The sequence below is a fragment of the Lentilactobacillus hilgardii genome, assembly GCF_009832765.1.
Classification (GTDB): Bacteria; Bacillota; Bacilli; order Lactobacillales; family Lactobacillaceae; genus Lentilactobacillus; species Lentilactobacillus hilgardii.
In genome coordinates this window covers 196,365-210,852 of sequence record NZ_CP047121.1, presented here as the reverse complement: position 1 = coordinate 210,852, position 14,488 = coordinate 196,365, and the positions used below count along the sequence as shown (strand labels likewise).

The 14,488-nt window shown below is 40.4% G+C and carries 14 protein-coding genes and 1 riboswitch; of the genes, 5 read left to right on the top strand and 9 right to left on the bottom strand.

The window, feature by feature from the left end; all coding sequences use genetic code 11:
- Positions 1 to 249 precede the first annotated feature (249 nt).
- The 3 genes from GQR93_RS00970 to fucP all read left to right on the top strand — a co-directional run bounded on the left by GQR93_RS00970 (position 250) and on the right by fucP (position 3,263).
- On the top strand, positions 250 to 1,269 hold the full coding sequence (locus tag GQR93_RS00970) for a substrate-binding domain-containing protein (protein WP_003551396.1): 1,020 nt from the start codon (positions 250 to 252) through the stop codon (positions 1,267 to 1,269).
- A gap of 180 nt (positions 1,270 to 1,449) precedes the next feature.
- A complete protein-coding gene (gene rbsD / locus GQR93_RS00965; RefSeq protein WP_003551394.1) occupies positions 1,450 to 1,845 on the top strand; it encodes a D-ribose pyranase in 396 nt (131 codons plus the stop codon).
- A gap of 53 nt (positions 1,846 to 1,898) precedes the next feature.
- On the top strand, positions 1,899 to 3,263 hold the full coding sequence (gene fucP, locus GQR93_RS00960) for an L-fucose:H+ symporter permease (RefSeq protein ID WP_003551392.1): 1,365 nt from the start codon (positions 1,899 to 1,901) through the stop codon (positions 3,261 to 3,263).
- Positions 3,264 to 3,367: 104 nt separating this feature from the next.
- Here the strand turns inward: fucP and thiW are convergent, their stop codons facing one another.
- From thiW to GQR93_RS00920, 8 genes are all read right to left on the bottom strand, one after another.
- A complete protein-coding gene (gene thiW / locus GQR93_RS00955; RefSeq protein ID WP_003551391.1) occupies positions 3,368 to 3,880 on the bottom strand; it encodes an energy coupling factor transporter S component ThiW in 513 nt (170 codons plus the stop codon).
- 46 nt (positions 3,881 to 3,926) lie between these two features.
- A riboswitch (TPP riboswitch) is annotated at positions 3,927 to 4,029 on the bottom strand.
- Positions 4,030 to 4,116: 87 nt separating this feature from the next.
- The gene (aroE, locus tag GQR93_RS00950) at positions 4,117 to 4,989 is read right to left on the bottom strand and encodes a shikimate dehydrogenase (protein WP_003551389.1); all 873 of its coding nucleotides are present in this window, start codon (positions 4,987 to 4,989) and stop codon (positions 4,117 to 4,119) included.
- A gap of 29 nt (positions 4,990 to 5,018) precedes the next feature.
- Positions 5,019 to 5,525 (bottom strand): shikimate kinase, encoded by a 507-nt coding sequence (locus GQR93_RS00945; RefSeq protein WP_003551387.1) that lies wholly within the window; start codon positions 5,523 to 5,525, stop codon positions 5,019 to 5,021.
- Positions 5,526 to 5,531: 6 nt separating this feature from the next.
- On the bottom strand, positions 5,532 to 6,389 hold the full coding sequence (locus tag GQR93_RS00940) for a prephenate dehydrogenase (protein ID WP_003551383.1): 858 nt from the start codon (positions 6,387 to 6,389) through the stop codon (positions 5,532 to 5,534).
- 17 nt (positions 6,390 to 6,406) lie between these two features.
- Positions 6,407 to 7,711, bottom strand: coding sequence for a 3-phosphoshikimate 1-carboxyvinyltransferase (gene aroA, locus GQR93_RS00935; RefSeq protein WP_003551380.1), 1,305 nt, complete (start codon positions 7,709 to 7,711; stop codon positions 6,407 to 6,409).
- Between the two features lie 11 nt (positions 7,712 to 7,722).
- On the bottom strand, positions 7,723 to 8,892 hold the full coding sequence (aroC, locus tag GQR93_RS00930; RefSeq protein ID WP_003551378.1) for a chorismate synthase: 1,170 nt from the start codon (positions 8,890 to 8,892) through the stop codon (positions 7,723 to 7,725).
- 12 nt (positions 8,893 to 8,904) lie between these two features.
- Positions 8,905 to 9,219 (bottom strand): chorismate mutase, encoded by a 315-nt coding sequence (locus GQR93_RS00925; RefSeq protein WP_003551374.1) that lies wholly within the window; start codon positions 9,217 to 9,219, stop codon positions 8,905 to 8,907.
- 346 nt (positions 9,220 to 9,565) lie between these two features.
- Positions 9,566 to 10,831 carry a metal-dependent hydrolase family protein gene (locus GQR93_RS00920; RefSeq protein ID WP_003551372.1) on the bottom strand — a complete coding sequence of 422 codons (1,266 nt, stop codon included), beginning with the start codon at positions 10,829 to 10,831 and terminating at the stop codon, positions 9,566 to 9,568.
- A gap of 558 nt (positions 10,832 to 11,389) precedes the next feature.
- Between GQR93_RS00920 and GQR93_RS00915 the strand changes: the two genes are divergently transcribed.
- Positions 11,390 to 12,442, top strand: a complete 1,053-nt coding sequence (locus GQR93_RS00915; protein WP_035444218.1) for a polysaccharide deacetylase family protein — start codon at positions 11,390 to 11,392, stop codon at positions 12,440 to 12,442.
- Between the two features lie 108 nt (positions 12,443 to 12,550).
- On the opposite strand, the gene GQR93_RS00910 is transcribed toward GQR93_RS00915, so the two are convergent.
- Positions 12,551 to 13,363 (bottom strand): YhfC family intramembrane metalloprotease, encoded by an 813-nt coding sequence (locus GQR93_RS00910; RefSeq protein ID WP_225430369.1) that lies wholly within the window; start codon positions 13,361 to 13,363, stop codon positions 12,551 to 12,553.
- 169 nt (positions 13,364 to 13,532) lie between these two features.
- On the opposite strand from GQR93_RS00910, the gene aroD reads away from it, so the two are divergent.
- Complete coding sequence (gene aroD / locus GQR93_RS00905) at positions 13,533 to 14,288, top strand: type I 3-dehydroquinate dehydratase (RefSeq protein WP_003551364.1); 756 nt, start codon at positions 13,533 to 13,535, stop codon at positions 14,286 to 14,288.
- The last annotated feature ends 200 nt before the right edge of the window (positions 14,289 to 14,488 follow it).

Here is a 14,488-nt window from a genome sequence, read left to right as displayed (position 1 = left end):
TCTTGATTATTTAATATAGTTGCATTATTTTTAACTTTGTTGCATTATTTATTATACAGTTTCTTAAGACAAGTCCTTTGTTTTACGCCCCTTTTTCCTCTTTTTTGCATAATTAGACTTTGGGTCATTCAAAATAAAAAATAATTGCTCGGGCAAAAAAATTCTAAATTAATTTCGATTATTTTTTACTAAAATTTTAGTTTAGTTTTGAGCAATATACATAAATTGTTTTCTAATGGAGGTAATAGAATGGCAACTATTAAAGATATTTCTAAAGCAGCGGGTGTCTCTGCCGGCACCGTTTCCCGTGCTTTAAGCTCTGACAAAAGTAAATTTGTTGCTAAATCAACCAAGCAAAAAATCAAGGCCATTGCGGACAGTTTGGGATACGAGTATGATAGCGATTCTAAAGATTCAAAAAAAACACTAGAATTTACTTTACTAACAACTATGAGTCTTGAGGAAGAAACCCACGATGAGTATTGGCGTTTCGTTCGCCGCGGTATGTATGAAGCCGCAGAAAGGGAAAATATCGATCTTAACAATGTCATTCGTATTCAAGACGGTTTTGATCCTCAAAAGCTGATCAAATCAGATGCTGTTATCATCATAGGAACAGTGACAGAAGACGCTGTAAAAAAAATAAAACACTATAATTCCAATGTGGTTATTGTTGATGGTGGCGGTTATTATCACGGCTTGGTAGATATCGTCGACACCAACCTTTCTGAACTAACCATAGACGCGTTGGATCAACTTAACGCACATACCAAAGGAGATATCGCATTCATTGGTTGTGCCCGAAATCAAGTCGCTCTTGATGGCAGGATCGTCGGGAAAGTTCCTGATGCCCGCACAAAAGCCTATAAGAAATGGACATCACTCCATCAAAAGCCGGAAATTTATAAAGAAATCGAACCTGATACAGGATCTGCAATGGCTGTTGCTGAAGGTTTAATTTCAGAGCATGGCCAGCGGCTCTCCGCAATTTTAGTTTGGTCCGACCCTTTTGCTATTGGTGTTATGCGTGCCCTTTCAAAATATCATCTGATGCCCGGAAAAGACTTAGCTGTAATGAGCTTTGACGATTTAGAATTTTCCTCCTTTCTGACACCATCTCTTTCCAGTATCTGGATTCCAAAAACCGAACTCGGTTTTCAAGCCATTTTACATGCCAAGTCTTTAACCAACCTTAAGCGAAACTGGACTGTTAGAAATATTATTCCAGGAAAAATTAAATATCGCGAAACTTTTAACCCATATAAATAAATTTTTACTAATTGACACAACGTTGATTGCTTGGGAATTTAAGCAATGTTTGTGTCGTTTTTTTATCCTTTTACAAAAGATTCTCTTGAAAGCCCTTGCAGAACATGTTAATATTCAATTATGAAATTTTTAGGTAAAACCTTTTATTAAATCGTTAAAGCTTTAAAGGAGAATTTGATCATGAAGAAAACAGATGTCATTAACTCAGAACTATCAACAGTGATTGCCAACATGGGCCATATGGATTGGCTAAGCATTGGCGATGCCGGAATGCCGGTTCCGATGGGAACTAAAAAAATCGACTTAGCATTATCCAAGGACTTGCCGAGCTTTCAACAAGTTTTAAAAAATATTTTAACTGAACTTGAAGTGCAAAAGATTTACTTGGCAGAAGAAATTAAAACTCAAAACCCCGAGCAACTTTCTGAGATTAAAAACACTTTGCCAAATGTTGCGATCGAATATGTGCCCCATACTCAATTAAAAAAAGACTTGGCAAGAACCCACGCTTTTGTCCGTACAGGTGAAATGACTCCCTTTTCGAATATTATTCTGGAATCGGGCGTTACATTCTAACTTTTGAAAGTAAAACGTTTTATTAAGCAATTTATTAGGAGGATTTAATTAACATGGAACTTACGTCAGCTAAAAAGACCCATAGTTGGACTCAACTATCAGACGGTTATCTCAGTAAAACACCCATTTTTCAATTCCTACTGGTTTCAATGATCTTTCCGCTTTGGGGTGCGGCAGCCAGTCTAAATGACATCTTAATCACGCAATTCAAAACTGTTTTTATGTTAAACGATGCCGCAACCGCATTCGTACAAAGCGCATTTTATGGAGGCTATTTCCTAATTGCGATTCCAGCATCATTAATCATTAAGAAACAAAGTTACAAGTTTGCCATTATGACCGGCCTTATTTTTTACATTCTTGGGTGTGCCCTCTTCTTCCCTGCATCAAGAGTCGCTACATACTCCATGTTCTTGGTTGCGATTTTTGCAATCGCAATTGGTTTGAGTTTTTTGGAAACTTCCTGTGATACTTACAGTTCAATGCTTGGACCGAAAAAATACGCTACAATGCGCTTGAACTTCTCACAAACTTTGGTTCCATTGGGAGATATTGCCGGAATTCTTCTCGGCAAGTACCTCATTTTCGGCAGCGTTGGCAATCTTTCTGAAAAAATGAGCACTATGCATGGTGCGGCAAGAATTGCCTACGGTGAACAAATGCTGCAGCTAACTCTTCGCCCTTATAAATACATTTTAGCTGTTTTGATCATTATGCTTATTATCTTTGCATTATCACCCATGCCACGCGCAAAAGCCACTGCAGAACCAGCTGAAGAAGGTATGGAAGCCCAGGAAGAAAAACCGAGCCTGGCAGAAACGATCAAATACCTTTGGGGGAATGCTCGCTTCAAGAAGGGCGTTCTAACTCAATTTATTTACGCAGGACTTCAAACGACAGTGTGGTCATTCACGATCCGTTTGGCATTGAATCTAAATGATAAAATCTCCGATAGTGCCGCTTCAACATTTATGATTTATAGTTATATCGCCTGGTTTGTTGGAAAACTAATCGCAAACATATTCATGAGCAAGTTTTCGATCACAGGCGTTTTAACCACTTACTCCCTTCTCGGAACACTATCATTAATCATTACATTTACCGTTCCAAATATGACTGCTGTCTATGCTGCCATTATGACCAGTTTCTTCTTTGGTCCAGAATGGCCAACCATTTACACTCATACACTCGATGCCGTAACAGAAAAGAAATATACTGAAACGGCTGGGGCAATCATTGTAATGTCCTTAATTGGTGGCGCAATCATCCCTGCCATTCAAGGATTGGTTTCCGATTTCAGCGGTTCAATGCAATTATCATTCATCGTACCAGCTATCTGCTACTTATTAATTACAGGCTACTTCTACTTTGAATATCGTTTTGAAAAGAAACATCCAGACGAAGTTGCTGAGCATTAAAAATAAATCCGAAGCCCAAAAACGTACTCGCCGATTAAATTTCGACGAGTACGTTTTTCTATCTCATAATGATCGCTTTAATCCCTGCCATCTTCAAAGCCTAACTACTTTTTATCGAGCTTCTTTAATTGTGGAGAAATAATTTGTTTCCACATGCTTAGCAAGATCACATAGCCTATCATAACACCTACCAGAGCACTTAGGAAAAAGCTCGGAACAAACAACCAAAGCGCGCCATTTGCGCCCATAAGCCATTTTGCAACCGGATAGGCAACAATAGCACCAATAATGCCGGTTCCAACTAATTCGCCACAGGCGGCCACAAACAGATTCCTGGTTTTCTGAAAGAGCCAGCCAACACAAAAAGCGCCGATCATACTGCCAGGAAATGCGAGTACCGTACCTGTTCCCAAAATGTTTCTAATCAATGAGGTGATAAAAGCTTGTGTAATGGCCCACCATGGTCCAACAAGCACACCGGAAATCAAATTAATAAGATGCTGCATCGGCGCAACTTTAGCAACCCCGATCGTGAATTCAAACATACTACCGCCAACAACTCCTAAGGCAGATAATAATGCTGTTAAAATCATTTTATATGTAGCCGATCGATTCATAATAAAAATCCTCCGTCCGTTTCGAGCATAACGACAACAGAAGGAGGGTCCCAAGCCGACAGTTTTCCTACGCTGGATTTAACCAGATCAGGTTCAAAGGGTTCGCATATTAATCACGTCTCAGCCGGTGGGCTCCCCTAATGTCATCAATTCTATTTACCTAGTGAATAGATTAAATATACCACCAAATAGTTAGTGGCGGGGAGAATAGTTGTTAATTATTTTTTAGTAAACACTTAATCGTGCTCTCTTTTAACAATTTCTTGATTTACGGCACTAATAACGTCGTTAACCGGCATTTTTTGCCCAGTCCATTCAAAGAAGGATCCTGCTGCCTGGTGTACCAACATACCAATGCCATTAAATGTTTGGCATCCTCTATCTTTCGCAGCCTTTACAAAGGGCGTTTCAAGCGGAAAATAAATGGCATCCGTTACAACATGATGCGGTGTTAATCTGGCCAACACCGCTTGGCTAATCGGTAAATGATTATCTTGACTCATGCCAATATTCGTTGAATTACTGACAATCTGACTTGACGCAACTGACTCCTGCATTGCGTCATCATCCTCGTAAGGGATTACTGAAATCACGCTGGACCAGCTTTCCAGTTGTTCTTTTCGTGACTTAAAAGTCTGATTTTGTCTTTTAAACACATTGATTTTGGCAGCACCGGCTTCAACAGCAGCGGCAATAATCGATCTGCCTGCACCACCTGCACCCAAAACAGTCAGCGTTTTATCCTCAACACTAACATTCTGATACTTCAGCGCATCAATAAAGCCTTGTCCATCTGTTGTATCGCCGACCAGCTTACCATCCCGATTAATAACCGTATTGACCGCATTTAGCCGTTCGGCCCTTGATGTAATCTCATCAAGTAACGGAATCACAGTTGTTTTTAAGGGCATTGATAGGTTCACACCACCAATTGCCATTGTCCTAATTGCATCAACAGATGTTTGCAGCTCATTAGGCATGACGTCAAAAGCCAAATAAACACCATTAATTCCTGTAACTTTAAAGCTTGTGTTATGTATTAAGGGCGACAAACTATGAGCAGCCGGGTGCGCCAATAATCCATAAAGTTTTGTATGACCGTCAATCATAATGACACCACTCTCTCGTTAATAACTTACTATTTCAATACTGAAAGTTCCTGCATAATTTTCTCAACGACTTGTTCAGGCGTTAAGCTATCCGTCGCAATACGGATGTCACTCACCTGATTATATTTGTCATCCCGTTCATGCTTTAAATCAATCAAACCAGCCAACCCTAACTTTTTAGCTAGTGGACGACCACTATCACCCCTTAGACGGGCCCAAATCGTTTCGGGAAGAACATCCAATAATACAACGGGGACAGTCGTCTGAAGCAACAGTTCAAAATTAGCGGGTTGAATAGGTGTCCCGCCACCTGTTCCCAATATTCCCTCATCTCCAAGCGAGTTCATCAAGGCATCGTGCTCCAACATTCTAAATGTATCCTCGCCCTGATCGTCAAATATTTGCTGAATCGACTTGCCGGCATTATGAACGATCACATCGTCCAAGTCATGATAAGGTACCTGAATTTGGTTTGCGAGCAATCGACCAACGGTGGTTTTACCACTTCCCATAAATCCAACTAAAATTGCTTTCATTAATTGTCATTTCCTTTCATCTAATGATTTTCTGACAGATTGTGCGTTCTTAAAAATATTTTTAATCTCTTCTTCGTCACGTGCTTCAAGTGCTGTTTGAAACTGAGACAGATGTTGTTGAAATTTGGATAGCTCGTGATTGATCAATTCCGCATTGCTCATCATAATGGCTGTCCACATAGTTGGATCTGAAGCAGCAATTCGAGTGGTATCTCGAAAGCCCCCTGCCGCAGCTTTAAGTGCATCCGGATTACGACTAAGGTCGTCGGCAATCGTGTTAACCAGTGTCACCGCGATGACATGGGGAACGTGGCTTATCTCACTGACCAGCTGATCATGTAACGACGCGGAAATCACTTGCCAACGAAGATGAGCAGCACTTAAAAGATTCTGAAACTGCACCAATTTGGGATTGGCTGTTGTCCCACCAACGACAAAATAAACTGCTTGATCAAACAAATCCAGCCTTCCGGATCGACTTCCCGATTTGTCCGATCCAGCCATTGGATGCCCCCCGACAAAATTAACACCTTCACTTATTAAAGGTTTGGCGGCATCCATAATTGCTTCTTTGGTACTACCAACATCCGTTACAAATACATCCGGTTTCAGCGGTAAGGTTATCAATTCATTGATCTGTCTAATAATTACGGAAACCGGTCCGGCTAAAATGATAAAGTCTGCTAAAGGAACCGCATTTGTAAACACTTGTCGGTCATCAATCAAGTGATGATCAAGTAAAAACTGGGCGGATTCATCATCAGGATCACTACCGATGATTTCAATTTCCGAATTTTCTTGTTTAATCACCCTTGCAATTGAGCTGCCAATTAACCCCAATCCACTAATCAGCACTGTTGTCATGACTTTTCCACCTCAATTTATGAATAACTTTCAATATTTGTAACGCTTGCCAAATCATCAAAAAACTCAGGATATGAAATATTAACACTCTCTGCACCATTAAGCTGAAGCTGCTCATCCAACAATAATGATGCGATGGCAAGTGTCATCCCGATTCGATGATCTCCGTGACTATCCAATTTGGTCTTTTCAACGCGCCAAGGCTTGGCACCGTCAATCACAAAGCCGTCTGGTAATTCACGGATGGCAATTCCCAGCTTAGAAAACTCCTGAACAACAGCCGCAATCCGATCTGTTTCTTTAACACGTAGTTCGCCGGCACCGGTAATCTTACTGATGCCATTTGCTTTTGCAGCCAACAAAGCGACCAACGGTAATTCATCAATAACGGCCGGAATTTCTTCCGCACCAATTTCAATTGGTTTTAATTCAGCGCTGGAAACAACCAAGTCTGCAGTTGGTTCACCGGAATCATTACGATGGCGTTCGATCACCTTGCCACCCATTCGTTTTAAGATTGACAGCAAACCGGTTCGCGTTTCATTAACCCCAACATTCTTCAATGTCAATTTTGAATTAGGAACTAAAGTAGCTGCAACCAGGAAGAAAGCTGCCGAAGACATATCTCCGGGAACCGTTAAATCGATTCCTGTTAGTTTCGGTTGTGGATTGACCTTAATAGTGACGTTATCGGCCATTGTTTGAATATTGGCGCCAAACGCATTTAACATTTTTTCCGTATGATTTCGAGTAGGTAATTTTTCAATCAACGTAGAAGGTTGATCAGCCTGGATAGCCGCCAGAATCAACGCACTCTTCACCTGAGCACTGGCAACCTTCAACTGATAATCAATTGCATGCAACTTCTGCCCATGAATTCTTGCCGGCAAATGCCCATCCGTCACACAAATGTCAGCACCCATTTCGGCTAGCGGTTCGCTTACCCGCTTCATAGGGCGCTTTGATAATGAATCATCCCCAAATAAAGTCGAATCAAAATTTTGTCCAGCCAATAATCCCATAATTAACCGGGTTGTTGTACCGGAATTCCCCATATCTAAAGGTTTACCCGATTGTTTTAATCCATGAAGGCCGACACCCTCAATTACAACCGTTTCACCATCGCGTTTAATTGATACACCAAGCTGTTGGAAAGCTTTTAAAGTAGATAAGCAATCCTCGGCAGTTAAGAAATGGTGTAAGGTCGTCCGGCCTTCACTGACAGCGCCAAACATAATTCCCCGATGAGAAATACTCTTATCGCCGGGAACCGACAATTCACCATGCAGCCCGGTTTTGAGTTTATCTGATAGCTCTTTCATTAGCTTCCCTCCTAGAAATTTTTTAATTCATTTCTGTACGCAGCAATTTGTTCCTGCATTCGCTGAACATTATCACCATCAAATTTGTCCGTCAATGCCTTTGCCAGCTCAATTGCAACAACACTTTCAATCACAATTGATGCTGGAACAATTGCCGTTGTATCCGAACGTTCAACATTGGCTTTTTTAATTTCTTTGGTATTAATATCGACACTCTGTAGTGGTTTATACAGGGTTGGAATCGGCTTCATAGCTGCTTTTACAATAATAGGCATCCCGTTAGTCATACCACCCTCAAAGCCGCCAAGATGATCCGTTTCCCTGGAAAACCCATCTTCTTTACTCCAGTCAATCTCATCCATTACCTGACTGCCATAACTGGTAGCTGCTTTAAAACCATCACCAATTTCAACGCCCTTCATCGCGTTAACTCCCATAACCGCAGCAGCCAATTTACCGTCTAGTTTGGTATCCCAACTAATATAGCTGCCAAGTCCGGCCGGAACATTTGTAGCGACTACTCGAATGATGCCGCCAAGCGTATCACCGTCTTTTCTGGTCTTATCAATCAATTCATGAATCTGCTCTACTTTGGACTGATCGATAATTCGCAAATCATTATGATTAATCTCTGATTCAATTTTAGAAACATTTAATTCCGGTTTATCATCCGTGGAAATCGGCCCAATTTGTTCAACATAACCGGTAATCTGAATACCGGCTTGCTTTAATAGTTGTTTGCAAACAGATCCTACAGCTACTCGAATGGCCGTTTCACGAGCTGACGAACGTTCAAGCACATTTCTTAGATCATGGTGACGATATTTCATCCCACCGACTAAATCCGCGTGACCGGGGCGTGGTCGTTCCACTTTTCGTAATGTATTTTCCGATGTTTCTGGACTTGTTGGATTCATGATCTCATTCCAATGAGCGTGGTCACGGTTATTAACGACCAGGGCAATTGGCGATCCCAAGGTGATCCCGTGCCGAACGCCGCCAACAACCGTGACCTGATCATGCTCGATTTTTTGGCGATTGCCTCGCCCATATCCGCCTTGACGTTTCTTTAACTGTTCATTAATTTCATCAATATCCAAACGTAGGCCGGAAGGAACGCCTTCAATTATTCCTGTTAATTGTGGCCCGTGAGATTCTCCTGCGGTTAAGTAGTTAAGCAATGTATTTTCCCCCTATTTTTTAGGCTTTTCTTTTGAATCGTGTTCAAATTGCCTGGTATTTTCCATAATCGATCGATAAATGTTCCAGAGATATTGTCTGGTATCTCTATTAGGATCAAATGATGTGACCCTTTCAAGTACGGCTTCTTCACGAGTCGGATCAAAAACCGGTAGCCCTTGCTTCTCTTTGATACTGCCAATCCTGGCAGCTGTTTCAAACCGTTTCGCCAATAACGCCACAATTGATTCATCAAGTTGATTGATCTGTTTTCTGGCCTCGGTCAATTCCTTTGAACTGTTCCACGCTGGATCTGTTTTCGTCAACATTTATCCCACCTCGTATTTTTTTCAAGAAAAAAACCGGCTAGAATGATATCCAGCCGGTTTACTAAACTCGTAAAGAATTGGTAGTTGACCCAGCCAGACTTTTGCGTCTAGCGGTCAACAACAAAGCATTGACTCTGCACCACTCAGACGCGAACGCGTGAATTGCGTCCGCATCGCTGCGGACACTACATAAAGTAGGCATAGCCAAAATAAAAAGTATTTACATGAGATATATGCTTTGTCATTAATATCAATTCCTCTCATTAGATTGTCATTATTAAACCACATTAGGGAAGTTCCGTCAACCCTAATAATTCTCTCATCTCTTTTTAATCGCGACTTGTCGCTAAATTGCTGCGGATATTTTTTTAATTTTCTGGGTGGCTTTTAGCTCATTAACCACTTCTTGAGCATGAACTCTCTTTCCATTTTGATAAACGTCTTTATCATGGCCAACCACACTGATATCATCTATCGGATTTTCATTCATGACAAGAAAGTCTGCATAGTTTCCAGCAGCAATCTGCCCATATTCCTGATCAATATGCATTGCCTTTGCACAATTAATAGTCGCGGCATCAATGGCTTGAGCTGGTGTCATTGCAGCTTTTTCGACATAAAGCTGCATTTCATAGGCACTCTCGTTTTGAAAACCATTAAACGGTGTACCGGCATCCGTCCCCATTGCAATAGGGATGCCGGCTTTTGCAGCTTTAGCAATACTCATAAAATGTTTTTTGATATTCAAAATGACCTTTTCACGTGCCCAGTCCGGAACGACACCCCGACCATATTTATAGATTGCAAACATGGCGTTCATCGTTGGAACAATGATAGTCCCGTGTTCTTTCATCATTGTGATGGCCTCATCGTCAATATCAAAAGCGTGCTCAATCGTATCAAAACCGGCAGCCACCGCCTCTTTAATTCCGGCATTTCCCTGCGCATGTGCAGCAGCTGTTTTGCCTTTATGATGTGCCTCAGATACAGCAGTCCGTGCCTCTTCCAAAGTAAACTGAATATCATCCGGTGTCTCACCATTCTTTAGAACACCACCGGTAACCATCATTTTAATGTTATCAACACCGTTCTTCAAAGCCTGACGAACGCCTTTTCTAACCTCATCAATACCGTCAACCTCATAAGTACTTTCAGAATCATGCCCACCTGTAATTGAAAATGCTCGACCAGAGGTCATGATTTTTGGTCCTTTAATCCAACCTTTTTCCTGCATTTTCTTGATTTCAACATCTATATCAAATTCTGCACCTACGTTACGCATATATGTAATGCCATGTGAAAGGGCATCCTGCATATTTCGAATCGCAAACATTGTGCAAACCTCGCGGGAGTCCGGATGACGTTTCTCCTCACCGTTATGCCACCAATAGGTTGGCATATCGGTTATATGGGTGTGTGCGTTCATAATACCCGGCATCACAAATCTGCCATTAAGATCGACAACGTCATCACAAACTTGTCGGGTTGTACGCCCGTTACCCGCTTCAATAATTTTTCCAGTATTTTCATCCACAATCATGTGTTGGTTGAAAATGAATTTCTGTTGATTATGATTATAAATTGCTGCATTCACATAGTTAGTCGTTGTCATAATAAATCTTCCTTTCAGTTCCAAAATCGCTTATCAATTAACTGCTCTTAGTGTTTTCTTTTTAGTAGTAAAATCATTGCCTACGTGATACTTAAATCCAATAAAAAAAGCGCCCAATCAGAAATAGTCTTCTGAAAGGACGCTTTTACGCGGTACCACCTTACTTACGAAATAAATTTCGTCTCTCACGTACGACCGGATTAACGGTATAACGTTGACGCTGTAATGGGCGCACCCGCATAACTCTTACGAATTACAATACTCGAAGTTGACTTTGAATCATTAAGAAATCATGTCTTCCCAGATAGTGACACTCTCTTAGGATTTCTTAAAATCGACTCCTCAACTTTTCTAAGTATTTTTTTATCTGTTTTTAATGTTAACGGTACTTTATTCCGAAAATATCATTTTGTCAACCATTAACTATCAATTTATTATTTATCCATTTTTCCATCCCGATTTTCGATTCAGCTTCCGTTCTCGTTGACATCTCATAACCGAAATGTAAAAATGAAACTGGATTTAGAAACATCAGTTATCCATATTGGGGGGATTTTTATGATTCGAAAATATTCATTAGTTCGGCGGCTGGGTGTTGCTGCATTATTTGGCTTCACATTAGCAGCTATTGCTAATCAACCTGTCTTTGCAGCATCAACGCCGACTAAAGCAACAAAGACTACCAGCACAACGAAACGACTAACGTACGGTGACATAACGAACAATAGTACGAAACGTTTAGGCACTATCCGACAATTGACCCGAACAACATTGGCTGAAACTCATAAACTAACAGGTAAGCAAGTTCAGCAACTGGTTTATTTACCACTGCCAAAACGATTAACCGCGAAAAATTTTACACTCGACAATGAACACTTAACAATTCATTTGACCAAAAATAACTATGGCGTAAAGAATGTTGCTATTCCACTCAGCAAACTCACCGGCATCATTTTAAACCGTTATATGCCAGCTAAATACGACTTTGTTAAACCGAAAACCGCCAAAAAGGTTGTTGCACTCACATTCGATGATGGCCCGGATCCAACTTTAACGCCAAGGTTGCTAAAAACCTTAAAAAAATACAAGGTACCGGCAACTTTCTTTGAAGTTGGCAGCAGCGTTATTAAATATCCAAATATTAGCCGACTGGTCCTGAAATATGGTGATCAAATCGGAAATCATTCTTGGAGCCATCCACAGTTAACCGATCTGACCAATGCCAAAGCACTTCGACAAATTTCACTAACCGATGCGGCTATTTATAAAGCAACTGGCACCATTCCATATTATATCCGACCACCATATGGCGCTGTTAATTCACGGATTGGTAATTTGTACGATCGTCCAATCGTTCGTTGGTCCGTTGATTCCAGAGATTGGTCTTACCTCAATACTGCTAAAACAGTTGACCACGTACTTTCCACAACAACCAACGGTTCTATCATTTTGATGCATGATATTCACGCAACGTCGGTAGCCGCCGTTCCTCAAATTATCCGTTCTTTAAAAAAGCGCGGTTACACGTTTGTTACTTTGGAGCAATTAAATGAAAAACCGCTATTAGCCAATTTACAATACTTTGGCAGAAACGATTTCCGCGGTTTCTAATTCAGATAAAAAGACTGTCATTGATTAACGATTCAAAATTGCTTATCTTCTTAAACAATTTTGAAATATAAATGACAGTCTTTTATTTACTTTAATTTATTAGCTTAATTAACTAGTAGTGACACGACTTTTCCGCAACTTACCAATATATAGATACACAAATACGCCCATTGCCAAGACAGAAATCCATAAAACAATCTCAACAGTTAATTCGTTAGATATTATGCCAGCCTGAAACATTGCTGCAGGCGTATCAATTAACGCATGTAGGCCAATAGCCAAAGGATATAACCAAATCTTTCCCACATAATTAACCGAGGCCCATACAATAATGGATAATAAGATTTGAATAATAAAGGCGGCAATTCGTTCAAAAAAAGAACTAGTAGTCGCAGCACCTGCATGACTAATCAGAGAATGAATCGTCCCACTTGGTAATTTAGATAAAACTGCAGCGTTTCGCGAATTAATTGCCACACTCATAACAACAAGGTTAACCATTCCCATCGTCCCGATTAAAATCATTTCAATGCCGCCATGACCAATCCCGTATGCAATCGCTGTTCCAAAGCCGGAAACCCGTTTTTTGAGATAACGAAAGCCGAAAAAACGTCCTGTTTCTTCAAAAATACCAGCCACCAAGGCGCCATAGGCAACGTACATGTATGGATGATGAGTTGCCAAAGCGATAGAACCATCCGCAGACGGTTGAAGAATAATCATGTGAAGGATTCGTTCCAAAATCATTACTGCAACAATAAAAACTGCAATCCCAACCCATACTGGTGTTGAAACCAGTTTATAATGCCTTTTCAATCCCCAATAAGTTCCAATCGGAATTAAAAACATGACAATACCGGTGAGTAGCATAAAGCCGATCATACCGCCGGAAATACTAACACTAGTTGCTAATTTTCCCATATCAGAATCGCCTCCAAACAGTTTAATGATCACCCTGTTCATCCATCATATTCGACTTAAGAATACTACTAAATTAGCCGGTTTAATAGAATTAACCATTATTTTAAATTGTGTTTATCCCATTGTCTTGCTAAACTTAATTCAATAAAAATGTAAGGAGATTTCTATAATGGCTGGGAAAATTGTTCAAGTAAAACATACAACATTTGAATCCGGTAAAACGAATATCGCTGTCCCGATTACCGGTAAAATTAGTACTGACATTATTAGTCAAGTCAAACAAGCACTTAATCACCATCCAGACGTCATAGAATGGCGTATTGACTATGATCGCGATGTACTTGATCATGAGAACTATCTAGACACCGTCGACCATATTCAGTCACTTATTGGGAATACACCACTTTTAACGACCTTTAGGACCGCTCATGAAGGCGGTGTCTCAAGCCTTGAAGATGCAGAGTACTTCTCTACCTATCGATGGCTTTTAGAAAATCGGCTAACTGATATGCTCGATATTGAATTAAATCGCAATAAAGCCACGGTTGATTTTTTGATTAATTTAGCTCACCATCAAAATATCCCAGTAATCTTAAGTAATCACGATTTTCAATCAACGCCTGATGAAACTGAGATCATTTCAAAGTTAAAACGAATGCAGGAAAGAAATGCCGATATCGGTAAGATTGCTGTTATGCCACATACTTCCAAAGATGTTTTAACTTTATTAAACGCTACCGAAAAAGCAAACCGCGAACTTGAAATTCCCATTATTACAATGTCTATGGGAAATTTGGGTAAGGTTAGCAGGGTAACCGGTCCGCTCTTTGGATCAACACTTTCATTTGCAACCGTTGCAGAGGCATCTGCACCTGGTCAACTAACGGTGGAAGCTGTCAGAAAAGGCATGGCCACTTTGAACTGATTGTAAAAAATAAGAGTGGAACAAGAGGCAATTAACTTTCAGAGTGAATTGGTTTATCCAACTATGTTTTGAGTAGAGATAGTGGGATAATTCGATTTCATGGCAGAATGTTGCTTTCTTTTTCACATTTTTTTCAATAATAGTCGTGATGATATTAAAAAAGGCTGGACAAATTATTTTTGTCGCAGCCTCCATTATTT

Coding starts and splice junctions, on each gene's coding strand:
- GQR93_RS00920 (WP_003551372.1), bottom strand. CDS start 10,831: ATGACAACGACTAACTATGTGAATGCAGCAATTTATAATCATAATCAA.
- rbsD (WP_003551394.1), top strand. CDS start 1,450: ATGAAGAAAACAGATGTCATTAACTCAGAACTATCAACAGTGATTGCC.
- GQR93_RS00945 (WP_003551387.1), bottom strand. CDS start 5,525: ATGAAAGCAATTTTAGTTGGATTTATGGGAAGTGGTAAAACCACCGTT.
- fucP (WP_003551392.1), top strand. CDS start 1,899: ATGGAACTTACGTCAGCTAAAAAGACCCATAGTTGGACTCAACTATCA.
- GQR93_RS00925 (WP_003551374.1), bottom strand. CDS start 9,219: ATGTTGACGAAAACAGATCCAGCGTGGAACAGTTCAAAGGAATTGACC.
- GQR93_RS00940 (WP_003551383.1), bottom strand. CDS start 6,389: ATGACAACAGTGCTGATTAGTGGATTGGGGTTAATTGGCAGCTCAATT.
- aroD (WP_003551364.1), top strand. CDS start 13,533: ATGGCTGGGAAAATTGTTCAAGTAAAACATACAACATTTGAATCCGGT.
- thiW (WP_003551391.1), bottom strand. CDS start 3,880: ATGAATCGATCGGCTACATATAAAATGATTTTAACAGCATTATTATCT.
- GQR93_RS00915 (WP_035444218.1), top strand. CDS start 11,390: ATGATTCGAAAATATTCATTAGTTCGGCGGCTGGGTGTTGCTGCATTA.
- GQR93_RS00910 (WP_225430369.1), bottom strand. CDS start 13,363: ATGGGAAAATTAGCAACTAGTGTTAGTATTTCCGGCGGTATGATCGGC.
- aroE (WP_003551389.1), bottom strand. CDS start 4,989: ATGATTGACGGTCATACAAAACTTTATGGATTATTGGCGCACCCGGCT.
- aroA (WP_003551380.1), bottom strand. CDS start 7,711: ATGAAAGAGCTATCAGATAAACTCAAAACCGGGCTGCATGGTGAATTG.
- GQR93_RS00970 (WP_003551396.1), top strand. CDS start 250: ATGGCAACTATTAAAGATATTTCTAAAGCAGCGGGTGTCTCTGCCGGC.